Source organism: Streptomyces fulvoviolaceus (assembly GCF_000718165.1).
Classification (GTDB): domain Bacteria; phylum Actinomycetota; class Actinomycetes; order Streptomycetales; family Streptomycetaceae; genus Streptomyces; species Streptomyces fulvoviolaceus.
In genome coordinates this window covers 71,931-98,151 of sequence record NZ_JOEY01000007.1, presented here as the reverse complement: position 1 = coordinate 98,151, position 26,221 = coordinate 71,931, and the positions used below count along the sequence as shown (strand labels likewise).

Genomic DNA, 26,221 nt, shown 5'->3' with positions numbered 1-26,221 from the left:
CGTTCTACATGGCGGCGAGCGGCCGCCTTCCACCTCAGGTCAAGGTGTTGGTGAGGTGCGGACCGATGTAGCCGATGAGGATCCCGCGTTCGATGCAGGACCCGTCGTAGTAGTGCAAACGAGGCGCGACCGTGTTGCCACCGCCTATGCGTAGATGGGCACCCATGAAGACCTTGCCGTCCGGATGCACGCCGTCGGGAACCGGGAATGTCCGCGTTTTGCGCCAGGCATTGTTCGTCTTCACTGTCTTCGACTCGTCCCGGACGACCTTGTGGGGTGAGATGACGTGTGACCCCTCGGGTGCGTCGGCGCACCATTGCTTGAAGTCGCAGTTCGCCTTTCCGGCCGAGGCCGCGTCGGCGAAGTCCTGGAGTGCCAGCAGGGCGTCCCAGGCCATGCGGACCCATGATGAGCCGTATGCCTGGTCGTCGAGCTCCAGGGTGTATTTGCGACGTCCGGTGAAGCGCACGCGCGGCATGGCATCGATCCGGTCCAGAATCTCGGCGAATGACGTGGGCGCGTTCGCGGAGAGATCCACCGGCGCGTACGCCTGCTCTCCGGCGCCCAGCTCCAGCAGCCGCTTCTGCAGTTCCCGGACCTGCGCCTTGGCCTTGTGAAGCTCCTTGTACTGCTCGTCGTGGTCGACGACGAGTTGGGTCTCGTTGGTCTCCGCCTGGCGGAGTTCACGCTTGAGGTCGCTGATCTCGTCGGCCCTGACACGCTGCTCGCGCCCCGCCTCCTCAAGGATCTCCAGCAGGACATCGTTTTCGTCACGCAGCCGCTCCAGTTCGGAACTGCCCACACCGTCCCTGGCCCGCGTCCGCATGACGGGTATGGAGTCCAGTGCGTCGGGCAGCGGCAGACGGGTGGCGAGGCTCTGCGGGAGCTGCGCCAGGATGCGGCGGGCCTGCTGCGGTCTCTCGGTGATCAGGCGTTTGGACATCACACGGTGCCGCTGACCGTCGGCGGGCCAGGCGGGGTCGACTCCGGGCAGGTAGGTGCGGATGCCGCCGTTGTAGACACGGTGGTATTCCAGCGCCCGGTTGAGGGCCGACTCGGCGCCCGGCGTGAGGATGTAGAGAATGGCCAGCCCCGCCAGGGGGCGGACAAGAGGGTCGACCGTCCTTTCCAGCCAGGCGTCGAAGTCCACTCCGTACGGTGTGCTTGCCATGACGACGGGTAGGCGTCGGTTGGTGTCGCACAGTTCGTCGATGACGGATTCGACGTCCTCGGCCTCGATGACCTGAGGCATTGCGGTCACGTCCGACCGGCCGTCGCGTGCGTCAAGCACGTCGAGCAGGCTCTTGGCCAGCCGGGGTGTCTTGGCGGGTACGGGAATGGCGTCGGGGTCGTCAGGGAGGTGTTCGACGTCTAGTTGCACCCAGGTGGGTTCGTCGGTGATCTGCCGCGTCACCACGGTGGTCTGCCACGTGCCGCCCGGCGCGGTTTCCCGGAGCCGCCAACGGCCGTAGGTGCCGGTCGCGGCGGTGACCGAGTCGTGGTCGAGGGTAACCCCGTGGGCTATCTCGTTGCGGCCCTCGACGAAGGCATCGATGTTGTACGTCTTCGGTGGTTGGCTGAGCCAGCCGCGCAACTGTTTGTCGACCAGTGCCCCGGTCCGCACGTAGTCGGCCTGGCTGGTGACCACCATGCGGTAGCGGCGAGCGTCCATCGTGTGGCTCCTCACGTGCGTGGGGTAGAGCGGTTCGGGACTCAGATTCCGCCTGCAGCCAGGACTCGCAGCAGTTCACTCACGTCCTGGTGCCAGGCCCGCACTTCGGCGGGTGTGGGTGGTAGTTCGTACGTGTGGTGATGGCAGGCGGCGCTGAGGTCGGACCAGACGGCGTACCACTGGCGGGCGACGGAGGGGGTGACGTACCACTGCAGGCAGAGCATCCGGGTGCGACCGCGGCTGCGGGTCATGCGAGGGCTGACCGTCTGCCAGTAGGCGTCGAGGGTCTCGTCGAGAGCCAGACGGAGCAGCATCGCCGCGGCGCGTGCTCGGACACCGGGGGTGAGGGTGGTGTCGCCCGGTGGGTTGAGCAGGTGGTCGGCGGCGGCGACGAGAGCGTTCGTGGAGAGACCATCACGGGGCGCGGAGGACTGGGTGCGACCGGTCACCGGGCCTGCACCGCCTTGGCGAGCCGCTCCGTACGCCTGACCAGATCACGGTGGTCGCCGACAGGAGTGGTCGGAGCCTGGTGGGAGGCCTGGTTCAGCAGCCGGATCAAGTCCCGTGCAGAGGCGCCGTGATCGCGTGCGATCGCGTCCAGCACGTCGGCCGGTCCTGCCCCCTCCATGCCCATCGCGATCGCGGCGAGGCCGGTGAGGGGACCGGGCCGGGTGACCTTCTCCTGAATCCTGCTCTGCTCCAGCCCCGCTTCGTGAAGGGTGCGCCGGGCGGTGCCCTGGTACGCCGCCTCCACGGCGAGGCGGCACATCGACGGCAGCACCCGGTCGGCCACCTCCGGCGGCAGGTGCGGGTCGAGGGCGACGGCCCTCGCCTCGTCCAGCGCCTGGCTCACCGGGTCGCTGACGGGGACGACTTCAACGACGGAGTCGGGCTGCCGGGAGACGGCCATGACCGTGGCTCGCAGGCCGAGGCGCTCGATGGCTTCCCCGAGCCGGGCGTCGTGGGTGAAGACGACAACCTGCCGGTGCTGGGCGTACAGATCGAGGACCTTGGCGAGGCCGTCCACCTTCTCCGGGTCCATGGACTGCACTGGGTCGTCGATGACCACGAAGCCGAACGGACTGTCCTGGTGGGTGGCGCGCGGGATGAACAGGGAGAGGGCGAGTGAGTGCAGCTCGCCCTGGCTCATGACGCCGAAGGCGGGCGCGTCGGCGTCGTCCACGGAGACGGGAAGACTGACCTGCCGCTGCGGACCGACGCCTGTGAGCCCGATCGCACCCAGCGAGACACTGCTGCGCTCGCACAACAGCCGCCAGATCTGCCCGGACTGGTCGGCGAACGGCTTGAACCGGGCGTCCCGCAACTCGTCAGTGAGTGCGCGCAACCAGGCGCGTACCGCCTTGACCTGGTTGGCGACAGGTTTCGCTGCGTGCGCGGCCTCCGCCTGCCCAAGCCACGTGGACAGCCGTGCCGCTACGGGCTGCCAACGCCCGTTCTGCGCCGTGATGCGGCCGGCGGCGGCGTCGCGCACCTGGAGACAAGCGTCACTGAGGACGGCCGCGGCGCGTTCCGCCCGGTCCGCCAGCTCACGCGGTTCCCGTACGGCGCGACAGGCCGTCAGATCGCGCCAGAGCGCGGCGAGTGAGGGTTCGTCGGCCTGGAGCCAGGCAGGAGGAGGCTGCATCAGGTCGTGCACCTCTCGTACGGCGGCAGCCAGTTCGCGGTGCGCGGCCTCGGCGTCCGCTGCCTCCGCCTGGAGTCTTTCGACCTGCGCGCGCGTCCGCTCCGCCCACGTGCGATCCAGAAGATCCGTGCTGCCGCAGACCGGGCAGTCGGAGATGCCGGGATGGCGGCGGCGGTGTTCCAGCGCGGCCTCAAGCAGCTTGATCAGCTGCCGGGCGTCCCCGGCGGAGCCATGACGGGCGTCGTCGGCCACGGCGGCCGCCGAGCGCAGCCGGGCCACGGCCTTCGTGACCGTCTGGTGGTCCGGACTCTCCATAGTGGCCAGTCGGCGCAGCCGGGACAGGTGCGTCTCGTCCGCGACACTGTGGCCCTTCAGCAGGGCCCGGACGACGTCGAGGTCGGGGCTCCGGCCGGAGAGAGCGGCGACCGCCTCCGCGGCGCGCGGGTCGTCCACCTCCGACAGCTCCTTGATCACCGTGGCGGTGAGGGCCTTGGCCGCGTTCTCGGTCTCGGTGAGGGTCTTGGCCCGAGCCCGGGCCGCCGTGTCGGTGTCGCTGAGGAGTTCGAGGCCGATGATCCGGGAGATCTCGTCGTGCAGGGTGGTGAGCGGCCCGTTGATGACCGCTCCGAGCTGGGCGTAGGGGAGGAAGGGCCGGTACAGCGACAACTGTTCGGCGTCGATCACGTCGTGCAGGTCTTCACCGGTGGGCTTTCCGGCTTGTTCGACGACGGTACGGGACTCTTCAAGCCCTTCGCCGTGCCAGACCCGGCGTACGGTCACGGGCTCCTTGGAGCCGTCACTGCCGGCGTCGAAGCAGAGTTTGACAGCGACCTCGGGCGAGGAGTGCTCGTGGAGGTTGCGCCAGCCCTTCTTCCACACCTGAGTGCGTCCCTGCCAGCGGAAGTTGTCGCCTGTCAGGGCCATTTCCGCGGCCTCGGCGAAGCTCGACTTGCCGGAGCCGTTGCGGCCCGTCACCAGTGTCAGTCCGGGTCCGGGATGAAGCTGGACAGTGGCGGCGGGCCCGATGCCGCGCCAGCCGGCGGCGGTGATGGACCGTATGTACACGGTTCCGGAGCGGCCGCCGCTCCGCTCCTGCGGGGCGGGCAGTAGATCGCGCAGCTGGGCCTGTTCCTCCGCGGACAGCCCGGATTCGTGCAGGCGGGCGAGGAGGAGATCACGCAGGGCGGTTTCGCTCATGGCTCGGCTTCCTCGGGTGCGCTGGATGGCTGCGGCGGGTGTGCCCGAGGTGTCGCCAGGGGACGGTGCGCCGTTGTGGGTACGAGCATGACGTGCATCTGTTAGCACTGTCAACGTGCTTATGAAATCTGCAGCGACTAGGGGTGTGTACGTATGTTCTAAGGTCTTGCCTGTCGAGCTCGCGTGGGGGTCTCCGACGTGTCAGTGCCCGGAGTCGCGGCCGCCTGTGTTGCGATTTTCGCATCTCGCTCGTATGGTGAACTCATGGGCGAAACTGTGACGGACCGTGTACGCAAGGTCATGGACGAAGCCTCGGTCAACCAGTCGGCGTTCGCCGAGGGCATCGGGCTGACTCCCGACAAGTTGTCGAAGTCCCTCAGTGGTGTCCGCAGGTTCACGTCGCTCGATCTCGCCCGGATCGCGGAGTTCGGCAACACCACGGTCGACTGGCTGCTGACCGGCCGTGAGCCGCTGCGCCCCGCCATCGCGGCCCGCACCAGCGCGCCCGCGGTCGGTGAGCACAGCCTCGACAGGCTCAAGGACCTCGTCGAAAGGTTCACCACGGCGCACGAGGTGCTGGAGCTCCTGGACCTGTCGCCCGAACTGCCGGAGTTGCCCTCTGTCCGCCCGGACCTCAAGCGTTACGTCGACCAGGGCGTGACTCTCGCAGAGGACGCACTCACCCGACTCGCCGCCGCAGGCACTCCAGCGATCGGCGGCCTGGACACCGCCGATCTGCTCCATGCTTTGGAGCACACTTTTGGTGTTGACGTGGCGAAGATCGGTCTGCCCGATGGAATCGACGGCGCTGCCTGGCAGGCGGACGGATTCCGACTCGTCATGGTCGCGCGAACCAAAGTGCCGACCCGCCAGCGATTCACCCTCGCTCACGAACTCGGGCACATTCTGGCTAGGGACGCCCAGGACCTGCTGACAGAGACTCAACTGTCCCCGGGGCGCCAGAGGGACCTGACCGAGGTGCGTGCCAACGTGTTCGCCGCGAATCTCCTGATGCCCCGGAGTGAGATCGACGCAGAGGTGAGGGAAGGCGATCTCACGGACGAGCAACTCACCTCATTGGTCGTGCGCTTCCAGGTGTCTCCCAGCGCTCTCGCGGCACGGCTTGCGCAGTTGGGCGTCATCGCCCCCGGGACGGCCGACAGACTGCGCGGGCTCACGACGCAGGACTGCCACTGGCTGACCGGACAGAGCGACCTCTTCGAGGCCCGTGCCACGTGGTCGCAGGCCAAGCGATTGCCTTTCCGCCCGGCCCAGTTGCTGTATGAGGCATACCTCGCGGGGGACACCACCCTGCGTCCGCTGGCCGCATACACAGGCATGGACGTCGACAGGATTCGCGAGGCGCTCGAACCCGAACCGGCTCCGCAAGAGGGCGCGTCGTTCAGCACTGACGTGGATGAAGGGGACCTGGTCTACCAGCCATGACGCGCCACTGTTGGTTCCCCGACAACACTGTGCTGTGCAATTTCGCCGCCGTCGACCGTCTGACCCTGCTGGAGAAGGTCCTTGACGGCCGGGGCCGTTGGACGGAGGCCGTCGCGGCCGAGGCCGAGCAGTCGACGCGGTACTGGCCGAAGCTGAGTCAGGTGACCGCCGGCGGCTGGCTCGGCGAGCCCATCGAGATCGACGACCCCGCCGAGACCACCCTGGTGGACCGCGTCCGCCGTGTCGTCTTCGCGGGCTCCCCGTCCCGGCCCCTGCAACACCTGGGTGAGGCGGAGACGCTCGTGGTCATCGAGCAGCGCAGCGGATTCGCGAGCTCCGTGTGGATCACCGACGACGGCGAAGCGGGCCACTATGCGCGCCGCAAGGGCATCACCGTCAAGGACACCGTCGACATCATGCGCGAAGCCGTCGTGGAGGGCCTGGTCATGGCCGATGACGGCCACGGCCTCCTCCTGGGAATGGAACAGGCCGGACGTCACCTGCGAGGTGTTCCGCACAGAGCGGATGATCTGTTGCGCTGAAACCGCGAGGGTATACGTGGCCCGGTGTGCGCGCCCGTGGCGAGCAGGATCTGCCTGACCTTCACCGGTGTACGGGCCCACGGTTCGGCGCTCTTCTTGTTGACCTCGGCGACCACGTCTCCCGGCGCACGGTCCTGAAGTTGGTGTTCAGGCGGGTGCCCTACAGATAGGACCAGTCGGGGTTCCTGCCCTCGGTCTTCATACCCGAGTAGGTGTCCGAGGGGAGGAGGGGCGAGTGCGGAGTGGTGCGCTGGTAGTGACCGTCCCACCACGAGGGGGAAAGCCAGCCCCGGGCTGACCCGAGCGTTGCTGGACGAACCGGCCCTCGTCATGGTGGTCAGCGCAGTACTGAGCCGATCCAGGCCGCCGCCTGCTCAGGCGTGGTGCGGGTGTCGACACCGAGGACGTGGATATTGCCCAACAGGCCTTTGGGGCTGCGCACTTTGAGGGTTCGCTGGGCATGACCGCCCGGCTGGGGATGGACGATGACGGCCATCGGGGCGTCGGCGGCCGCGTAGCCGCTGCAGTAGGTGAGGAGCTGGTGGACGTCGGCCGCGTTCACGCTGTGGCGGTCGTAGCGCTTGTACTTGGCGTCCACGGGCAGCAGCCTGCGATGTGCCGTGTCCTGTCTTGGAAGTCCTGGAAGGCTGAGCAGGAGATCGGGTCGGAAGGTCGAGGCGCTGCCCAGGTCTCCGCGGACTGTGATGCCGACGCCGCTTCCGCCGGGCACGGCGTGGCCGCCATGCACGCCGGCGGCCTCGGTGCCGAGACGGCGGACGACGGCTTCCCAGAGGGCGGGCATGGCGAGCAGGAGACCGTCCGCCTTGGTGCCGTGGTCGGTGAGCAGATCGGTCACGCCTCCGCCGCGCAGCAGCAGGCGGGCCCAGGTGTGGGCGGGCCGGTAGCGGGCGTTCAGGCGCGTGTAGTTAGTACGGTCCAGAGCGCGGAGCGCCGCGGCCGGGGTCAGGGCCTGCGGAAAGGCGCCGGCGGCGCCGTGCAGGGCGCGCGCAAGGTCGGGACTGGCGGTCAGGGTGAGCGCCGCGTTCAGCGCGCTCCCCAGAACGCGGTTGTCCCAGATGTCTGCCTCCCGGTCGAAGGTGCGGACGTGCAGTTGGTCCAGTTGCCCGTAGCGGCGGGTGGCCTGGGCGGCGACGTCCAGGCGTCCCCGGAGCACCGGTTCGACACTCCGGTGGCGTACGTAATCCCGGCGCAGTCCCTCCCGCAGCAGCCGCTCGCACTCTTCGAGCAGGGCGGCGGCGACCAGGTCGGCGTAACCGTCGGGGCCGGTGGCCCACCGCCTGGCCGTCGCCGGGACGGGCGTGCCGAGGGCGTAGGCGAGCCAGCTCATGAGCTGCTCTCCCGGAATGGCGAACTTGGGTGCGATGACCACGCGGACACGGTCCAGGACCAGGATCCCGACGGTCGCGTCGGCCTTGAGCCGCCACCCGTTGCGCTCCCTGGTCAGGGTGACGCAGCCCCGTGCCTGGAGGGCGTGCAGGCGGTCGACGTCCCGGGGAGTGAGCTGATCGGGCTCCAGCGGGGCGGACTCGTACTCGTCGAGCTGGACCGGGGTGCGGTCAGGCATCCGGGCCGGGAACGCCGCTGGTGAACTCGGTCGCCAGCGCGTCCGCCAGGTCCTGCGGGGGCATGAGGAGCGGACGCCCGGTCTCGGCGTCGACCAGGCCGCCGAGGATACGGTGCAGCAGTTCCGCCCGGCCGAGGCAGTAGTCCTCCAGGAGCGGGATCACCTCGTGGTGGAAGGCCGCGGACAGATCCTCCTCGGTGGCGATCGGCTCACCGTCGCGCAGCAGGTAGGCGTGCCCGATCTGGTGGTCGGCGTCGAGATGGCAGGCGATGCGGGTGTTGAGGGACTCGAAGAACGCGGCCAGGTCCAGAGGCCCGACGGTCCCGGAAACCGCGTCCGGGTCCGGGCCCACGGGCAGGAACGCGAAGCGGCGGCGAACCGCGGCGTCCAGGTGGCTGATGCTCCGGTCGGCGGTGTTCATCGTGCCGATGACCCGGACGTTCGGCGGTACGGAGAAGCGTCGCTTGCTGACGGGCAGGGCGACCGGCAGGTTCCGCTTGTCGAGTTCGAGGAGCGTGATCAACTCGCCGAAGATCCGCGGCAGGTCACCGCGGTTGATCTCGTCGACGACCAGCAGAAACGTCTGGTCGGGATGGGCGGCGGCCCGACTGCACAGGCTGTGGAACAGGCCGTCCGTGAGAGCGAGGGTGAGCCCCGGGCCGGTGGCGCTCAGGTCCGGCTTGAAGCCCTCGACGAAGTCCTCGTAGCCGTAGGAGGGATGGAAGGTGACCATGCTGACACGGTCGCCGTGCAGCATCTCGGCCTGCGCCTCGGCACGTTGGCGGGCGTCGGCCCCGAGCACGTCCGCGCGCCCGTCCAGGGCGAGGGCGGCGCCGAGCGCGAGCCGGGTCTTGCCCGTCCCGGGCGGTCCGTGCAGGATCACCTGGCCCTTGCGCTCCAGGGCGTCCAGTACGGCCTGCACGTCCTCGGGCAGCGCGACCGGCGTGGCCGCCTGCGTCTGGCCTGTACCCGGGACGGAGTTGGAGCCGGAGTCGGCGTTGTGTGCGGTGAACCGGGCGAAGAGGGACGCGTCGACCTTGGCGAAGGTGGACCGCCACCCGTGCTGGGGCTTCGACAGTTTCTGCGCGTGGGAGAGGTCCCAGGCCACAGGGATGACGTGGTGGAACTCCGGCCGTTCCGGGTCGTAGCGGTAGCTCCCGTCGACCCTGCCGGTGGCCAGGATCTCGTCCGTCCCGCGGTTGGCGACGACTCGGTCTCCCGCCTCCAGGTCCCGGAAGGCCAGCAGCCGGCGGGCCAGGGTCAGGCTGCCGCCACTGCTCCGCGGCCAGTGCGCGTCCAGGGCCTGCTTCAGTTCCGTGTCGCTTTGGTACTGGCCGAGATCGCCGAGCTCGTCCCACCCGACGCAGATGAACCCGCCGTCCCGGCATTCCTCCCACAGACGGCCGCGCTCGCCGGGAGCGATCTTCCAGATGGTGCGTTGCCGGGGATTGAAGTGCTTGTACAGGAAGCGCATCACCTCCTGTCCCGTCCAGCCCTCGAACTCCTCACGGCTACGCACGAGTTCTCGCAGTTGCTGGTTTGTGCGCGAGGCAGGTACGCCGGCCCGCGCCTCGCCGCCGAGCAGCGTGACGAACGTCCGCAGATGCTCGGCCGCGTAGATTGGCAGGAAGTGCTGCGGGAAGTAGGTTGCCAGGGACTTCGTCACCAACGTCGGCCCATACCGCAGCACTTCGAGGTCGTCCAGAGCCTCGAAGTCTCCTGCCCCGACGGCGTCGAAGGCCCGGACGAACTGTCCGCGCAGTTCCGCCCACGCGTCCTGCGGGTCCATACCCCTCAGCGGAGCGGCCAGCCGCCATTCGCCGGAGTTGTGGTGGTACATGATGTGCTTCGCGGCACTGCCGCCCTTGATGCTGCCCAGGTGGGGAGTGCCGAACTCCATGAGCCGGCAGTACGTCGGCCCCGACCCGGGCGGCGAGCCCTGCCCGAGGGCGTAGCGCTCCAGCGGCAGCTTTGCCCACTCCTCCAAGGGAAACTGGGCCAGCACCTGCTTGCGCTCGTCCTCGGCAGCCGACTCGATGTCCGCCACGGCGGTCCGGTCGAACTCGGCCGCCGCCGTGCGCACATCCACCCCGATCGTCATGGAGGCCATGATGCCGGAGCGCGAGGTGGCGTTCCCATCGCCCGACGAGGTTGGGCGACTTCCTGCATGGGACTCAGGTGGCTGGCACGATGCTCAGCATGGCGAGGTGGGCTTCCGGGCAGTGGGCGCCGCGGCGACGAGGCCTCGTGCAGGACGACCGCCGCGCCGCCCACCTCGTCCAGCGTCAGTGCCAACAGGAAGTCACGGCCGCGGACGCGACCGTGCAACGCCGCGTTGGCGGCCAGCTCCGCGATGATGTGTTCCGCTCGCTCGGTGACTCGGGGTGACACCTCCCACGGTTCATGGCCATGATCGACTCTCCTTGCGAAGTGGCCTTGGCTGTGGGGGCTGCCGCGGGTCAGCTGCTCAGGAGTGTCGCCACGATGGCATCAATCTCTGCCGCGACTCCGTCTTGAACCAGGGCCTCGCGGACCCGACGACGTTGAGTTTCGAATCGAGCGGCCGTGAGAGTGACTCCTGCGGCAACTCGCTCGGCCCGCTCAGATAGGGAAACCAACTGTCGGTGGGTGGTCTCGGAGGGCTGGAAGGCCGGAATGGGAAGCTTGAATACGTACTTGTCGAAGTCGCGAGGATTGTGCATGCCTCGCCCCTGCAAGGGGCGGACCAGATTGGTGAGCGTCGTGGAATTCAGGATGGACACCAGGAAGCGGGCCTCGTCCAGATCAGTTACCGAACCCCAGTACAGTTTGTGATCGATTACTGCCTGCGGCGTGGAAACTATCGAGGCGGCCAAGTACAGCCCACTCTTCGTATATACGACACGGTGCCCTGGTGTGTAGAATTGTTGGGTCAGTTTGCTTCGATAGTCGAGCTGGGCGGTCAGTGATAATCGTTCGCTCGACCGGTTTTGGGTCCAAACGTTTTCTGCTTGGCGCCACCAGTTTGCAAGCCCTGGATAGTGTTCGATATCCTGATTATTGCTGTCGAGGAGGCGTATTCCATCCCAAGGGACTACAGTTCGCATCGGCTCAAGAGTTCGAAACGGTAAGATGGATTCGCCTAGGTACAGCGGTCTAATGAAAATTCGCTCGACTGTTCCGTGGAGCGATGGAAGTCTTTTCCAAGGGGTTTTCTCAAAAGGGCTTCGTCGACTCGACACTGATTGCTGGCCGCCACCGGTACCAAGTGGCCCGTTGTCATTCTCGTCTACGACGAAGAGGAAGCGCGGCACAAGGTTGGCACCTTGATAGAATCGGGACGCATAGAGTGACCTGTGTGCTGTCGTGGCGTCCAGCGTAGATTCCCGGGCCCTTCGAACGGTGTTTTCCAGCGCTTCAGCCCGAGTTGCTGTTCGTGTTGCAAAATTACCAATCCAGCATGTCGGGGACTGGCGCAGCGGCACAGAAGCCTTATCGTGACTCTGTCTTTTACCGAAGATGACGCCCACGGACTGAGGGAAGAAATTTGGTCTGACCTGTTGAAGGTCCCATGGGCGCTCAAAGGCGACATTCACCGTCTCTGCCTTGACGGAAAACTGTCCCTCACGGAACCCTGCGTATTGACTTCGGTCAAGGGTGCCGAGCGGCATAACGTAACCAAATCGTCCACCGGTGCGTAGGTATCGCTCTACACATCGAGCTACGAAGAGCGCGGACAGATCTTGGTTGGTGGCCACGTTGCGGCCCACCCAAAGCTTCCGCTCGACGCTCATGCTGCGAAAGACCGTTTTCTGAGGCTCCGTCATGTACCGATAGGCGAGCCACGGAGGGTTACCAACAAGGACGTCAACGCGGTTGTTCGGGCGAGCCAGCCACAGTGGACGGGCTCGGTTGCGGACATAGTAGCCCCAGATGTGATCTCGGTTCTCATCGTGCAATCGGCACATGACGGTGAACGTCTGCTGCAGGATGGGTTGATCTTCCTGGGCGACAGCAAACCTCCGGAACGTTCCGACAAGGGAGGGGGCTGGAGATCCCCGTTCGCGACTGGTGGCTTTATCGGCAAACTCCGTAACAAGCTGATCGAATTTTCCAGCGTTCGACACCAGACTTTCGGGAAACTGAAGGAGATCGGATGGGTCGAGTGTCTTGCGATATTCGGGATCATGCACCAAAGTTTCGTGGTCCAGAGTTGTTGGGATCCGAAGATCGTCGCGCCACATGGGGGATTCTCTGCCCCACTGAAGCGCATCGGCCAGATATATTGGAACGGCGAATGCCGGACGCCCCACGGTGCGTAGGCGCTCCATACCGATGGCGAGCAGGTAAGTCACTCGGGCCAGGGTCACGGCAACAGGGTGGATGTCGAAGCCGAAGACGTGTTCAGTTACCTCACTGATGATGTCGATGTCGCTTTTTCCCGCTGTTTTAGCGGCCGCAATATAGGTGCGCACGGCGTGGAAAAGAAATGTTCCGCTTCCACAACTTGCATCGAGGACCCGTTCGGATAGTGGATCCTGAACACAGGAAGCCACGATCTCTTCGGCTAGCCAGTCCGGGGTGTAGTACTCTCCGAGGCGGTGTCGGATATGCTCGGGGATAATTGACTCATAGAGCCCTTTTAGTACGTCATGTTCTACCTGCCCCCATGCGAAGCGGGTGAGTCTACGGGCCAGATCTTTAATGAATTGTTCGCCGGCAGGAACATGAACGATCCAGTCAAAGAAGTCGGACTCGACCACGCCTTCGACTTGGGACTGTGCGAAGAATTTGCCCGACATGATGGCCTTGGCGTCGACCTCGGGGGATTCGATTGGGAAACCGACTACGGCATGGCCAATAACTTCGGCCATTGCAACGAGCAGTGAGTGATCGACGAAGAGCGTGTCGTCGTCGGTGAATCTGGTGCCTGATGCTGTAGTGAGGAGGTTGGCCCACATGTCTCGTTTGAGTCGGACCACCGGAAGATCGCGGCACTGGGCGTAAATTTCTTTGAGTTCCGCTGAGTCGAGAGCATAGGCTGGGCTGGCCGCTCCGAGTTTGCGGTTGATCTCATCCGGAGTGGGCTCGATCTGCTGCCTCGTAGCGAGTACAGATTCCAGCCACGCGATTAGGTCAGCATCCTTCTTGGACGACTTCTTGGGCGAGAAGGTCGCGGTTTCCACATGGTGGAGTCGGCCGTCGGCCCGGTGGTACAAGTGCCAGGTGACGCCATCGGTCATCAGGCCGATGTGTCGTCGGCCGCTTCGGCGCGCGTACAGAGCAAGAGTCTCTTCTAAGTCGTGCTCTGCGGCGGCGCGTGCCGCGTCGCAAACGTCCGTTCTCGCCTGGATGACAGTCGAGCTGCATGTGACGTAGAGGGATCCCTTGCTGTGATGCCCGAGCTCCTCAGAGGCGCTGATGTCATGCTCATTGAGGTCGAGACCAGACACCATTAATAATCGACTGATGTCGTCACGAATCGCGACATCAGTGCGAGAGCCTATCGGCCTCGTCAGGCGTTCCAGCAGGGCGCGGGTCTCGGCTTCATCAACTGCGGGCGGAATGAGGTCCGGCCACTTCGCGATGATGGCGGTGAAAGGGGCCGCGAACAATGTGGAGCCCGCAGCGAGTTCGGGGTTGTCACGTCGTGGCTCGTTCCACCGGATCACACCAGCCGCGCGTGGAGGCGAACCTAGTAGGACGGGTGCACCGCTGAGTCCGTGCATAGACAGCTTGTCCGCTTCCGAGCAGGCGAGTTGGATGACGTGGGCTCCGTCCTCCAGACGCTTGCTTGACCATGTGACCTGGCCCGAGGCTGCGAAGAGAGAGACACCTTGGATGTCATGAGGCGCTCCGGGAGCACGGAACGGTGCATGGACGGGTGCTTCCGCTACGACAGGAACGGGGTAGAGGCCCGCCGGTAACTTCCTCTTCAAACGGATCAGGGCCACGTCGTTGAGAGGGTCACCACTATGTACCGTGGCGTCACTTACGCTCTGCTCCCACGTGCACCGCAGCCGACGGACGGTGATCTTTTTGTTCATGCGGTCGCCGACGCAGTGGAAGGCTGTCAGGGCAAAGCGATCCGTCACCGCGAAAACAGTTCCCAAAGGAGCGCCCGTTACGGCGTCCGAGAGTCGCCCGATCGCGAGCGTCACGGGGAATCCGGAAGTGCCTTCAGGGTGAGTCGCGCGGAGAAGGTCGCTCCGCTTGTCGCCTTGGTGATGATCACCCCGACGTCGGCTTGCACTGAAAGGTCGAAGCCGACTTCGATTGACTCGACCGCCCAGCCTGAGTCGGAGGGTCGTCGCAGGGCAGTCTCGAGTCGCGAACGGAACTGATCCGCCACCTGCGCCACACTGTCGGCTATCTCTCCGGCCCGCCGCTGGAATTGTTCGGGCACGGCCACCCGTGGTGCGAGGTCTCCCGACACCGACCGTGGCTGCACTTCTAAAAGGATCTCCGTTGAACCGTCCCCGTCGGGAGTGAGTGCGCGCTTAGCCATCTGCCCCCCAGTAGACCAGGCGTGGTACTTCCCTATCTCTGCGCAGGTTCCAGGATCGTCAAACGCGCGTTTCCCGGACATTGGAGCGACCTGGTCGCGTGCCCCGAGCAGGTGCTTCAAGGCTCCCGGTCTGGCTCGGTTCTGCGAAGAGCTCGTCATGCGAGACCTGGTTCCGCGGTTGTCGGTCTTCCCCGAGTTGGCAACGTGGAGTGTCCACATCCGGTGGGCGTCGCTGAAGCTGCCTCTGGGCGACGCCGACCGGCTGTGTCCGGAGCTGGAACCGCTGTTGCTTCCGTACGGCGAGGTGGCCTAGGGATACTGCTGGGAGGCGGCCGCGGTCTGCCCCGCCAGCCGGGTGCGCTACTACTTCACGTGACGCGATCCCGCCGGCGGAGTGTTACTCGTCCTCGTCCTCGTCATCGTCCGCCAGGCCGTTGATGAGCGGGACGAGGAGGGAGTGGACCCTGAAGCCGGAGGCGCGGCCCGGACCGTTCTTGTACTCCGCCTTGAGAACCGGTACTGCGGAGTCCGAGATCAGTCCCCGGTCCTGCAGATTGCCGCTGATCCGGTTGATCGGCTTGGTGAAACCCTTCAGGGTGCGATCGTCGTCGTAGTCGCAGATGTTGTAGACGGACATCGCCTCCACGTGGCCGTCCATCTCGGCCGCGTAGCGGATGACGTCGACACGATTGCCATAGCCTTCATATGACAGCCCGTGGAAGAGCTCGTCGATGGCCTTGGCCGTCCAGCCGCCGTGGGTGTCCTCGGACTCGATGCGTTCTACCCGCTCGATGTCCTTGACGGAGCCGTCCCGGAGACTGAACGGCAGGATCGGGGCAGCGACTTCGAGGAAGTTCTTGGGCGACAGCAGGAACAGTTGCCCCGCGCCTCGCGCCCGGAGTTCCGCGGTCAGCTCGGACCGCGGACCTCTGTTGTTACCGCGTTCCCTCCGCCACCAGACCTCCTTTGCGTCCGCGGTCACGAAAAGAACGTCGCATCGGCGGCCGGATGCCTCACGCAGGAGCTGTTCCCACACCAAGAAGTCACCGACTGCCCCGTCGCCGTCCTTCTTGGCGTCCATGTACCCCGGTGGAATGCGCTGCTCGACGCGCCTCTTCCCCACCTCGACGAGCTTGACGTGCTCCTCGGCGGTAAAGGGTGCGCCGACCTGGCCGACCAGTGCGCGCTCCAGCCCGGTGATCACCGGATCGGCGTTCGTGTCATGGGTGATGCTCTGCCATTCGCCCTCGCCGACCTCGTTGATCTTCTTGCGCACTTCGTCGAAGATCTCGGTCACCCGGTCGCGGAGACTATCGAATTCCTCGTCGCTCAAGGCCACCCGGTTCGCCCAGGTGCGCAGTGTCTGCGCCGCAGACACGGCGTGCCCAGTCATCTCCTGCGCGGCCTTGGCGCTGGTCGACCGCGCGTCGTTGATGGTGGTCTCACGGTTTCGCCAGAACTCCGTGAGCACCTGGTGAGGAACCCAGAGGCGGTTTCCGAGAGCTCCGAAGTCGTCAAAGATGCCTCGGCTTGTCCGCTCCGGCCGTCGTGTCCTTCGCCATGGGCCCCCCGAGTGTCCCGCATGCGAAGAGGGCTGTGCGCCCCTTCGCGTCCACCTGTCGGACCGTACCGCGTCGTAAACGTTCAGCAGATGCGGACCGGGGATTTCTCTCCAACCGACCTCTTGGGGTACGGACTTCAGCCCGACCGGGAACCCACCTCAGCCCATACGGACTTGCCCGAGGGTGGGTAGCACTCCGTGCCCCAGCGGTCGGCGAGGGCGGTGACCAGGAGCAGGCCGCGGCCCGACTCGCTGTCCACGGGAGTCTCGAAGTCCGCGCGGAGGGAGGGGAGTTGCTCGCTGAGTGCGTCGGTGACCGAGACGCGGACGGTGCCGGTCGCGGTGTCGAGGGTGAGGGCGACCTGGAAGTCGCGGCCCTGTACACGACCGTGCAGCGCCGCGTTGGCGGCGAGTTCGGCGACGATCTGCTCGGTCCGTTCGGTGACGGCGGGTGACACCTGCCACGCCTGGAGCCGCTCGACGGTGAGGAGTCGGGCGAGGCGGGCGCCGCGGCGGGTGGAGGAGAGCCGCTGGGCGAAAGTGTGTACGGTAACCGGGATTTGGGGCTTGGGGGCGTTCATGGGGCAACCGTGGCGGGCGTGTGGGGGCGCCTTCCAGGGGTTCGGCCCGTACGGTGCGTCAGCGTACGGGGACGTTCTGTAGACGGTACGGCGATCTTGCCGTCACCCTGGGTGAGTCGATCGCGGGGAACAGCGCACGTACGCACCTGGAGGTGGCCGCGTATGAACGACGGTACGGGGAGCTTGGACGACGACGATGACCTGACGGCCGGTGACGTGGAGCGGGAGCCCGACCCCTCCGACAGTCTGCGGACCTTCGGGGCCGTCGTCCAGGCCCTGCGTGAACACGCCGGGCTCAGCCGCGCCGAGTTCGGGGACCGGGTCCGGTTCTCCAAACACACGGTGGAGTCCGTGGAGTTGGGACGCCGGATGCCGGATGAGTCCTTCGTGGAGCTGGGGGAGGAGGTGACGGGCAACACGGGGGCGCTGCGGAAGTCGGCGAAGTTTCTTACGCGGGGGGAGGCGGGGCTGGCGGCCTGGTTCCGGCGGTGGGCTCGGCTGGAGAGGATCGCGGTCAGTCTGTGTACGTATGAGTGTCGGCTGGTGCCGGGGTTGTTGCAGTCGGAGGGATACGCGCGGGCGGTGTTCGAGGGCACCATTCCGGTGGTCACGGACGAGCAGTTGGAGACGTTGCTGGCCGTGCGGTTGGAGCGGCAGAGGATGCTGCACGAGCGGCCGACAGTCCCGTTCAGTTTTATCGTCGAGGAGCATGTCTTCCGGCGTCGGTTCGGGGACGCGGAGCAGATGCGGGCCATGCTCGACCACGTTTTGGAGCACAGCGCGCCGCGCAACGTGACGCTTCAAGTCGTGCCGTTGGAAGGCGGGTTGCATGCGTGTCTGGATGGGCCCGTACAGCTCCTGGAGACGCGGGAGGGACGGCGGTTTGCCTACTCCGAGGGCCAGCAGAACGGACGGCTGATCACTGACGTGAAAGAGGTGAGCCTCCTCCAGCAGCGCTATGACACACTGCGCTCGCAGGCCCTGAACTCCCAAGACTCGCGGGGCCTGTTGGAGCGACTGCGAGGAGAGCTATGAGCACGACGGAACTCGCCTGGTTCAAGTCCAGCTACAGCGGCAGCCAGGGCGACGACTGCGTTGAGATCGCCGTCACCGAACAAGCCATCTGCGTACGGGACTCCAAGGATGTGGCGCGCCCTCACTTCGCGGTCGGGCGTGAGGAGTGGTCGCGGTTCGTGGGGTTCGCGGTGCGTTCCTGAGCTGAGTCGTCCCGGCAGTCGCGTGGTCACGTTCACCGCCGGGACACCGGGTCAGTGGAGGTCGGGTCCGCCCGCCTCGGCTATCTCATCGAGCAGACTGATCTCCTCGTCGGCGTCGTCCGCGACGTCCGGGCCGTCAGGGCTGGTGTCGGGAAACGATCCGGCTGCCTCCTCGTCAGCGAGGTGCGGGTACTTCTCCAGGAGGAACCGCCGCTTGTACGCCATCTCGGCGGCGTCGACGATCCCCTCCAGAGTGGTCCAGTTGAGGGTGCCTCCGACGACGATCCCGACTGCGGGTACGGCTTTGCCGAGTCCCTTCTTGGTGAGGCGAAAGCTGAATGCCTTCGCGAACTGCGAGGAGACCTTGGCGACAACCGTTTCGTTCAGGAGCTCCCACGACTTGCCGCGGAAGAGTGCTTGGGTGAGGCGCGAGATGTCTGCCATCGCGGCGTTCTTGGCGCTGGCAGAACTTGCCGTCCCGACGTTGACGACAGACATCACGAAGAGCTTCTCGGTGGGCTCTTCGGGGTCATAGCCGTAGAACAGCGAGACCTGGCCGACGGCGCGGGACGCGAGTCCGAGGACGACCGCGGCATCGGCGACGAAAGCGCCCGCGATCGCACCTCCCGAAGGCGCTGCGGCGGCACCGGCGGAGGCGGCGATGACGAGCTCTCCTCCAGAGATCACAAGTCCCGCGCCCGCTCCCGAGAGCGCTGCGGCGGCCGGGAAGTACCAGCTCGCCGCCCGTCCACGGACCGCGTCGACCTGTTCGAGGTCGAGGCGGCGCAGGTCACGGAGGGACGCGACGTCGTGCCCGCGCTTCTTGTGGAGCGCCACCACGCGTTTGGGGGACAGGCCCGCTCGCGAGGCCCGCCCCAGCGTCTTCTGTATGGACTGAACGGCAGTGCCGCTCCAGTCCGGCAGGGCGTCGGCCGTTTTGCGCGTTCCGGCGCCGACTTTCTGAGCGCCCTTGGCGACGAACTGCTGTCCACGTGAAACTGCCGACTTGGCCCGCGGGTGGTTCTCCAGTTGCTTCGCGGCACGCTTGCCGAACTCCGCGACGCCGTTGGCCACGTGTTCGCCGGCGTTTCTCATCCCTTGCGACAGCGGGCGGCCCTTGAACTGCTGGACGGCACGCCATGCGTCGAGCTCGTAGTCCGAGGGCAGCTGATCGGGCTGCTGCGGGTAGTGAGGGTTGCTCATGGTCGTCCCCCCTGGGGCGTGGATGGTGATGCACGAGCGGGTGACTCGCCAGGTCCGGTCATCGAGAGCTGTCAGGCGGGGTGGCGGGGACCGTGGCCTGGGGGTGGTGTGAGGGTAGAGGTGTAGTTCTCGCCGTCCACCAAGGGGTTGTCGAGGGTGAGCCCGGCCTCGGCCATACGGTCGTACTCGGCGAGGATCAGTTCCTTGGTGCGGTACGAGCCGTACTTGGCCTCGTCCTTGCGGCGGACGATGGGGAAGGTGTCGAGGATGTAGTCGGCGTCTTCGCGGGAGATACCGTAGAGGTGGAAGAAGAGGGCGTCGAGTTCGGCGCGGATCGCCTGACGGCGGGCTTCGTCCCAGTGGAAGGGGGCGCCGGTATCGCCGACGTCAGCAGCCAGTCCTGCCATGTCAAATGCCGCGTAGGAGAGTTCGAGGACCCGAGAGGTGATCCAGAGGGCATGGACGGCGAGTTGGATAGGGGCGGGAACGGGGAGCTGCTTGACGATGAAGAAGTTCAGGTTAGCGCCGCCGATGTTCTGGCGGGCTGTGTAGTCGAAGGCGAACGACGACCAGGTGGCAACAAGCAACATTGGTGCGCGGGACAGAGCCAGAGGGAACTTGTTGCCGACGCCTGTGGCTGGCATCAGCGCACTGATCATGCTTCTTTCATCCGTGGCGCGACAGATATCTCGCCAGCCAAGCAGGTAGTCCTGCTGCCATCCCTTGTCAGCCAGCCGTTTGCGGATGCCCGGGACGAGGATGGGCTCGCCGTTCTTGCCGAACTTGCCGGACGGGGTATTGTCCTCCGCCGCCCAGTACTGGGGCAGCGCGAGCGTATCCGCGCAATCTTTGTCGTCCGGAGTGAGCGCAGGCGTGCCGCCATCTGCGTCGTACGTGGCCCACCGGTGGTCGTAGTGGTGGAGCATCTTCGCCTCGTAGAGAGGGAGCATGCGTTCCGCACCCTTGATGAAAATGTTGCCGTCGAGTGTCCAGCCGGAGGCTTCGAGCTCGGCGCCGGGGTGCAGGAGAGCTGAGTCGTGGCTCATGTGGAACATAGCTAGAAACGACATGTCCCACGGGTTGCCGTCAGGTACGCCTTCCTTCCACAACACGGGCAGTCGTCGGTAGATCCCCAATGTGATCTCGGCGTCCCGACGTGACCGGAACACTGGGAACGTTCCAGTGTTCGGATTGAGGAGTTCGATCTCCTCCGGCGTCAGCGCGAACGCCTTCTCCACGTCATCCAGCTCGGCCGGGTCGTGGAGGAAGAACGCGAACCGAGCTGCCGATTCACGCAACGACCGGCCCGTAACGGACAGGATGCTGAACTTCATTCGGGAATCAACTGCCGGGAAGAGGCCGGCGCGGTTCTCAAAGTCGTACAACGCGGCGATCGACCCGCTCCGTACAAGATCTTTCGAGAAGTACTGCGTCCGTGCGTCCGTCACGATTCCCGTCGGCACGATCACCCCGGCCCGTCCCTTCGGACCGAGCAGGATGCGATCTGTCTCCGTGAAGACCGAGTACGTGTTCAGGTTCCCCTGACCGGTCAACGGAACACGCCCTGACCTCCGCATGAAGTGGCTCTCGGCGTACACCTTCCGCTTGCCCGCCTCAAACTCCTGGTACAGCGGCAGGGTGTCAGGAGAGTTCTTGAGCGCCTCGATCATCTCCTTGCGCACGGAAGTGCGGGACGCCTCGGCGATCTCGGGCACCCGCTGGGCGAAGAACTCCTGCTCGCGGAAGTCCACGCTGTCCCATGGAGGGTTACCCACCACGGAGTCGAAGCCGCCCGCCCAGCCCGTAGCAGGGGACACCCCCTGACCGTTCTCCGGAACGGAGAAGACCTCGGGAAACTCCAAGTGCCAATGGAAGAAGCTGTACTGGTCGCGCAGATGCTCGATCTCGGCGCGGGTCTCCGCAGCGACGCCACCGCCGCTCGGGTCCTCCAGGGCCTTGAACACCGAGTGTGTCACGGCGCGCGGAGCCTCGGGCGTCTTCAACCACACGAACGCCGCGCACCAGGCGTCGGCGACACGTCGGGCACGCTGGTACGCCGAGGAGTCGGCCCACTTCTCGTACGCCTCCTCCTGGCGGCGCACGTCCGCCAACTCCTCCGCCTGGGCCAGCGTGATGGACCGAAGCCCACTGGCGAAGACGGTGTTGGCGACCTGGACCGCCTCGTCGCCGAGGTCGAAGAGGCTGCCCTGCCCGACCCGTTCCTGCTGGTTGATCTTCTCCAGCGCCTTGGCGTGCTTCTTGTCGTCGCCCTCGGTGGCGATGAACGCGTCGTCGGGAATCCCGTCCCGCAGCAGCTTCGGCGTCGCCCCGATCAACCCGTTGCCGTGCTTCACGTGGGCGTCCAGGAAGCCGAGAGGCTTCCCCGGCTCCAACGCCTCCAGCCAAAGCGACACCTTGGCCAGCTCCACGGCCATCGGGTTGAGGTCAACACCGTAGATGCACCAGGCGACCACCTCGTGCAGCGCGTGGCGGACCGCGTCGAGTGTGGGCTCTGGGTTGCGCTCCCGGACCGCTGCGACCTGCTTGGCGATACGCCTGGCCGCAGCCACCAGGAAATGGCCGGAGCCGCACGCCGGGTCGCACACCGTAAGCGACAGCAACTCATCCACGATCGAGTCCGCCGGGTCGGTCGCTCCCGACTTCGCCGCCGCTTCCTCTCCGCGCTTCACCGCGTCCCGTATCACCGGGTCCAGAGTCGAGTCCAGCAAGCACTCGATGAGTGAGGACGGGGTGTAGTAACTCCCAGTCGTCTTACGGGTGTTACCTGCCACCTCGACCAGCGTGAACGTACGGTCGGCGGTGCTGTGCTTCGGCTCCAGCTCCAGCAGGGACTCGTACACCGACCCCAGCTCCTCCGCGTCCAGGTGCCGGTAGTCCACCGCCCGCCAGCGGCCCGAGCTGCCGTCCCGCACCTGCGACAAGTGCCGTACCGCGGTCAGCAGCGCCTCGTTGGACAGCTTCAGCCCACGCAGCGGGGCGTCCGCGTCCGTGTCGTTGAATAGACCGCCGAGGCCGGGCAGGCCCAGCTCGGGGCGGCCCTTTTCGTCGCCGAGGGCGTCGAGGACGATGCGCAGGGCCTCGTACAGGTCGCCGTGGGCCGTACCCCGCCGCTTCCTCGCGTGCGCGCGCAGCCGGGCTGATGAGAAGTACGCCTCGTACCTCTCGCGTGCCTGCGGGTCCGCCTTCGGCGACAGCAGCGCGTCGCGGTCCTCGGCCACGAAGACGAACAGCAGCCGGTACACGAGCCGCAGCAGTGCGGCCTGGAGGGCCTTCGGGCGGACGTCCTCGCGCAGGGTCGTGTTCTCCGGGTGACGCAGGAAGCCCGTACCCAGCGCGGTGATCGCATCCTGGACGCCCTTGCGGAGCTGGTCCAGGGCGCGGGTGCCGGAGGCGATGGCCTCCGCGCGCCACTTCTCCAGTCGGCACGCGGACGGTGGTGCGTCCTCCGCGACCTCGAAGCACGACACATGCAGCACCCGGTACAGCAGCACGAACTCGCTGAACAGTTCGCCGTCGAAGATCGCTTCGAGGTCGAACTCGACGTACGAGGCCGTGGCCAGTGCGCTGGAGTCGCGCAGCAGGCGGACCTGGCGGCCGTTGGTGAGGACGCCCCACAGGTGGTCTTCTGTGCGGTTCAGGCACTCCTGGAGCATTGACTGCGGCGGGACCGAACCGGCGCCACCGAGGCGCTTGTCGAGGTCGGCGTTCCAGGCCGTCTGGTGGATCAGGGCGTGCCGCCAGCGGTGGGAGACCGGGAACCTCTTCTCCGCGTCCGAGTCGGCGGTGATGCCCGCCGGGCCGACATGCGTCAGCGGGCCGAAGCCCAACTCCCGCCAAAGCGGGGCCAGCCAGTCACTGCCGGCGCGGCCTGTCGGGTCGGCCGCCGGGAGGCCCGTCTCCCGGTCCTCAGGGAGGTGCTTGCGCAGGTCGCGCCAGAGCGGTTTCAGGTACTCCCAGCTGCGCTCGGCCTCGTCGCGTACCGAGCGGGAGGACGGCAGGCCGTAGTCGGCCGGCTTCGAGCCGGGGACGTCCTTGCCCTCGGAGATCCGTACCAGCATGTCGGCAGGAAGCAGCCCCCCGACCGTGTGGACGGCGGTGAACACCTGGTTGCGGGTGACGGCGGACATCAGGCGGACACCTCAGCAGTCGCAGGAACAACGGGCAGGTACACGTACGCGCCGAGGATGTCGGCGGGCTTCTGCACGGTGACGGACAGGCCACGGACGATCTCGCCGGACGCCTGGCGCACCCGACGGTGCGAGGCGTCCAGTTCTGCCGCCAGTTCCTCGCCGTATGTCTCCAGATGGCCAGTGACATCCGGGAGTTGGGTGAGCAGGCGCGTCATCGTGCGCTCGGCGTAGTGGCGGTCCGTGCTCTCCGACGCTGTCGCGTCGAGCAACGCCCGAGCCCGCTCCGCCGGCAGCCACTCCGCCTTCCTTGCAGAGCCCTCGAAGGCGACCAGCCGCGCGTCCTCCGCGACCAGCTGCTTCTCGCCGCTGCGGGAGGGCAGCATGAGGTGGAAGCGGTAGCGGACCAGGAGGAGGGTGGTGAGGGTGCCGACTGCGTCCGTGGTGACCACGCCGCAGCGGCGGGCCGGGCGGGCGCCGTCCGCTTGGGTGTCCAGGGCGGCGTTGAGGACGTGGGAGGCGAGGGCGCCCACGACCGGGTCCGTTCGTACCAGGGCCGCCTCACCGCGCGCCACCGCCGGGTCCGCGCGGAACGGGATCGGGCGGTCCTTCTCGATGACCTCCGCGCCGACCGTCGGCGCGAGTGCGTCCCGCAGGCCGATGGGCGTGCCGCCGACCTGCGCAGTGAAGTCCTCGCCGTCGCCGCGGAGAACGGCACCGAGGGCGCCCAGGGACTCCCGTACGAACGTGTCGATCTCGCCCGCGCCGCCCAGCGCCTCCCGGACCGCCGCGACCTCGCGGGCCACCTCCTGCGGACGCACGGAGCGCTGCGCGAACCGCGAACGGGACGCCTTCTCGCGCTCGGCCGCCGAGTTCCAGTCGCCGTCCAGCTTCGCCGTGCTCACTTGGAACGCGTCCGCGCTGAACAGCGCGTCCTGGTCCTCGCGGCCGCGCATCAGCAGCCACTCGACGATCGCGTCCGTGACGCCCGTCGACAGTTCGTCGGGTACGGAGACGGAGATGCCGAGGTCCTTCTTGATCTGGCGGTGCTTCTTGATGAGGACTTCGAGGACCTTGCCGTCGATGCCGTTGTCGTCGCCGTACAGGGTGATGACGCGGACCTGGTCCTTGCGCTGGCCGTAGCGGTCGACGCGGCCCTCGCGCTGGTCGTGGCGGGTCGGGTTCCAGGCCAGGTCGTAGTGGACGACGGCGTCGAAGTGGTGCTGGAGGTTCACGCCCTCCGACAGACAGTCCGTCGCGATCAGGACGCGGCGGGCGGCGGCGTCCGGGCCGGCCTCCTCGGCGAGCTTCTCGATGCGCTCCAGGCGCTGCTGCGGGGAGAGCGTGCCGGTGACCGCCTTGACGACGGTCTTGGCGCCGAGCGGGCCGCGCCTGCCGGACTCCTTGTCGTTCTCCAGCTGGGCGGCGAGGTACTCGGCCGTCGGGATGTAGCGGCAGAACACGATCGGGTTGTGGCCGTCCGCGAGGAGCGCCTTGAGGTGCTTGATGAGTGCCTTGAGCTTGAGGTCCTTGGCCGGGCCTTCCAACTCTGCGGCGATGTCGGCGAGTTCGGCGAGGTAGGAGCGTGGGTCCTCGGTCGTCTCCGCGCCCGGTGCGACGTCCATGCCCTCCATCGCGTCGCTGTCGGCCGCGTCGCTGTTGAGCGGTGCGCCCAGCTTGTCGGCCTCCTCGGCCGACGCGGCGATCGCCGCCGCCGAGCGGGTCCGCAGCGTCTGCGCGGCGGCACGCGGGGACGACACCAGGGAGCGGAGCAGGGCGATCGCCGACCACCAGGCGATGCGCGCCTCCCGCTTGCCCTGGCTGCCCGCCTGCTCGACGCGCTCACTCGCGTACGCGATCGCGTCGTCGAGCAGGGCCCGGTACTCCGGCGACAACTTGTACGTCTCGTCCTTGAAGTAGCGGTCCGAGGGGAACGCCGTCCGCTCCGCGAGGGAGTCGTCGCTGAGACCGTCCTCCTTGGTGAGGTACTGGCGTACGTCCGCCCGCTTGCGTGCCACAAAGTGCTGGGCGAGGAGCTTCCTGCCCGCCTCCGAGTCAAGGCTCACGTGGGCCAGTTCGGGCTTGACCAGGCCCAGGAGGTTGCGGAACGCGGACTCCTTGCCGCTGTGCGGGGTCGCCGTCACGAGCAGCAGGTGCCGGTTCTCGTCCGCCGAGACGCGGCGCAGCAGCTCGTAGCGGAGCTGGTTCTGCGAAGCCGTCGAGGTGTCGTCGGCGACCACGCAGGTGTGCGCCTCGTCGACGATCACCAGGTCAGGGCAGTGACGTACGAAGTCGTCCCGGTGGCGCGGGGACTTGATGAAGTCCGTCGAGACGATCACGTGCGGGTATTTGTCGAAGAGGGACTGGCCCAGGTCCAGGCCCCGTTCGAGGCGCGACACCGTCGAGGAGAGGACCAGCTCCGCGTCGATGCCGAACTTCGTGCGCAGCTCCTGCTGCCACTGCTCGGCGAGCGCGGGGGAGCAGAGTACGGCAAGGCCGGTCGCCTCGCCCTGCGCGAGGAGTTCACTCGCGACCAGGCCCGCCTCGATCGTCTTGCCGATGCCGACGTCGTCGGAGATCAGCATCCGGACCGTCTTCTGGCGCAGGGCCATGAGGAGGGGCACGAGCTGGTACGCGCGCGGCTCCACCGCGATCCCAGCCAGTGAGCGGAACGGGCCCGCGCCCGAACGGAAGCCCACGCGTAATGCCGTGCGCAGCAGGCCCGCCGCGCGCTGGTCGCCGAGGTCGCCCTTCTCCGGTGGCGCGAACTTCGCCTCGTCGACCGTCTCGAACGCCGGGAACACAGCGGCTATGTCGTCGTCCGAACCGCCCAGCGGGCGCAGGACGAGCAGATCGGGCTTGCTCTCGGGGAGCACCACCCATTCGCGGCTGCGGGTTTTCACCAGGCAACCGGGCGAGTACGCGTGTGTTATATGA

At 66.8% G+C, this 26,221-nt stretch carries 16 protein-coding genes; 5 read left to right on the top strand and 11 right to left on the bottom strand.

Going from position 1 to position 26,221, the window contains the following annotated elements:
• Window positions 1-34 precede the first annotated feature (34 nt).
• From IG08_RS59995 to IG08_RS0109025, 3 genes are read right to left on the bottom strand one after another with little or no spacing between them, the layout of a single operon-like run.
• Window positions 35-1,672, bottom strand: a complete 1,638-nt coding sequence (locus IG08_RS59995; RefSeq protein WP_052424555.1) for a coiled-coil domain-containing protein — start codon at window positions 1,670-1,672, stop codon at window positions 35-37.
• A 41-nt stretch (window positions 1,673-1,713) separates the two neighbouring features.
• Window positions 1,714-2,121, bottom strand: coding sequence for a hypothetical protein (locus IG08_RS0109030; RefSeq protein ID WP_052424554.1), 408 nt, complete (start codon window positions 2,119-2,121; stop codon window positions 1,714-1,716).
• Entirely contained in the window at window positions 2,118-4,514 is a 2,397-nt protein-coding gene (locus tag IG08_RS0109025; RefSeq protein ID WP_030598580.1) for an AAA family ATPase, read from the bottom strand. Before IG08_RS0109025 ends, IG08_RS0109030 begins: the two co-directional genes overlap by 4 nt.
• A 183-nt stretch (window positions 4,515-4,697) precedes the next feature.
• Here IG08_RS0109025 and IG08_RS0109020 point away from each other — a divergent pair, with 183 nt between their 5' ends.
• Both IG08_RS0109020 and IG08_RS0109015 read left to right on the top strand, forming a co-directional pair.
• Window positions 4,698-5,960 carry a helix-turn-helix domain-containing protein gene (locus IG08_RS0109020; RefSeq protein WP_234342833.1) on the top strand — a complete coding sequence of 421 codons (1,263 nt, stop codon included), beginning with the start codon at window positions 4,698-4,700 and terminating at the stop codon, window positions 5,958-5,960.
• Window positions 5,957-6,502 (top strand): PIN domain-containing protein, encoded by a 546-nt coding sequence (locus tag IG08_RS0109015; protein WP_030598574.1) that lies wholly within the window; start codon window positions 5,957-5,959, stop codon window positions 6,500-6,502. The genes IG08_RS0109020 and IG08_RS0109015 overlap by 4 nt, the downstream gene beginning before the upstream one ends.
• 337 nt (window positions 6,503-6,839) lie before the next feature.
• Here IG08_RS0109015 and IG08_RS0109010 read toward each other — a convergent pair whose 3' ends face one another.
• The 3 genes from IG08_RS0109010 to IG08_RS56865 form a co-directional block, all read right to left on the bottom strand.
• Window positions 6,840-8,087, bottom strand: coding sequence for an McrC family protein (locus IG08_RS0109010; protein ID WP_030598571.1), 1,248 nt, complete (start codon window positions 8,085-8,087; stop codon window positions 6,840-6,842).
• Window positions 8,080-10,188 carry an AAA family ATPase gene (locus tag IG08_RS0109005; RefSeq protein ID WP_030598569.1) on the bottom strand — a complete coding sequence of 703 codons (2,109 nt, stop codon included), beginning with the start codon at window positions 10,186-10,188 and terminating at the stop codon, window positions 8,080-8,082. Before IG08_RS0109005 ends, IG08_RS0109010 begins: the two co-directional genes overlap by 8 nt.
• Window positions 10,189-10,546: 358 nt before the next feature.
• Complete coding sequence (locus IG08_RS56865; protein ID WP_158812195.1) at window positions 10,547-14,227, bottom strand: N-6 DNA methylase; 3,681 nt, start codon at window positions 14,225-14,227, stop codon at window positions 10,547-10,549.
• A 504-nt stretch (window positions 14,228-14,731) separates the two neighbouring features.
• Between IG08_RS56865 and IG08_RS0108990 the strand changes: the two genes are divergently transcribed.
• Window positions 14,732-14,887: a hypothetical protein gene (locus IG08_RS0108990; protein WP_199820829.1), complete on the top strand. Its 156-nt coding sequence runs from the start codon at window positions 14,732-14,734 to the stop codon at window positions 14,885-14,887.
• Window positions 14,888-14,971: 84 nt separating this feature from the next.
• Here IG08_RS0108990 and IG08_RS55720 read toward each other — a convergent pair whose 3' ends face one another.
• Window positions 14,972-16,222 (bottom strand): PIN-like domain-containing protein, encoded by a 1,251-nt coding sequence (locus IG08_RS55720; RefSeq protein ID WP_267964962.1) that lies wholly within the window; start codon window positions 16,220-16,222, stop codon window positions 14,972-14,974.
• Window positions 16,223-16,272: 50 nt separating this feature from the next.
• Window positions 16,273-16,716, bottom strand: coding sequence for an ATP-binding protein (locus IG08_RS0108980; RefSeq protein WP_030598556.1), 444 nt, complete (start codon window positions 16,714-16,716; stop codon window positions 16,273-16,275).
• A gap of 162 nt (window positions 16,717-16,878) precedes the next feature.
• Between IG08_RS0108980 and IG08_RS0108975 the strand changes: the two genes are divergently transcribed.
• Together IG08_RS0108975 and IG08_RS0108970 are read left to right on the top strand one after the other, a co-directional pair.
• On the top strand, window positions 16,879-17,751 hold the full coding sequence (locus tag IG08_RS0108975; protein WP_030598552.1) for a helix-turn-helix domain-containing protein: 873 nt from the start codon (window positions 16,879-16,881) through the stop codon (window positions 17,749-17,751).
• Window positions 17,748-17,933, top strand: coding sequence for a DUF397 domain-containing protein (locus IG08_RS0108970; RefSeq protein ID WP_030598547.1), 186 nt, complete (start codon window positions 17,748-17,750; stop codon window positions 17,931-17,933). The genes IG08_RS0108975 and IG08_RS0108970 overlap by 4 nt, the downstream gene beginning before the upstream one ends.
• 51 nt (window positions 17,934-17,984) lie before the next feature.
• Here IG08_RS0108970 and IG08_RS0108965 read toward each other — a convergent pair whose 3' ends face one another.
• From IG08_RS0108965 to IG08_RS0108955, 3 genes are all read right to left on the bottom strand, one after another.
• Window positions 17,985-19,136 (bottom strand): EcsC family protein, encoded by a 1,152-nt coding sequence (locus IG08_RS0108965; RefSeq protein ID WP_030598544.1) that lies wholly within the window; start codon window positions 19,134-19,136, stop codon window positions 17,985-17,987.
• 71 nt (window positions 19,137-19,207) lie between these two features.
• Complete coding sequence (locus tag IG08_RS0108960; protein ID WP_030598542.1) at window positions 19,208-23,284, bottom strand: Eco57I restriction-modification methylase domain-containing protein; 4,077 nt, start codon at window positions 23,282-23,284, stop codon at window positions 19,208-19,210.
• Window positions 23,284-26,217 (bottom strand): DEAD/DEAH box helicase, encoded by a 2,934-nt coding sequence (locus IG08_RS0108955; protein WP_030598539.1) that lies wholly within the window; start codon window positions 26,215-26,217, stop codon window positions 23,284-23,286. Before IG08_RS0108955 ends, IG08_RS0108960 begins: the two co-directional genes overlap by 1 nt.
• Window positions 26,218-26,221 lie beyond the last annotated feature (4 nt).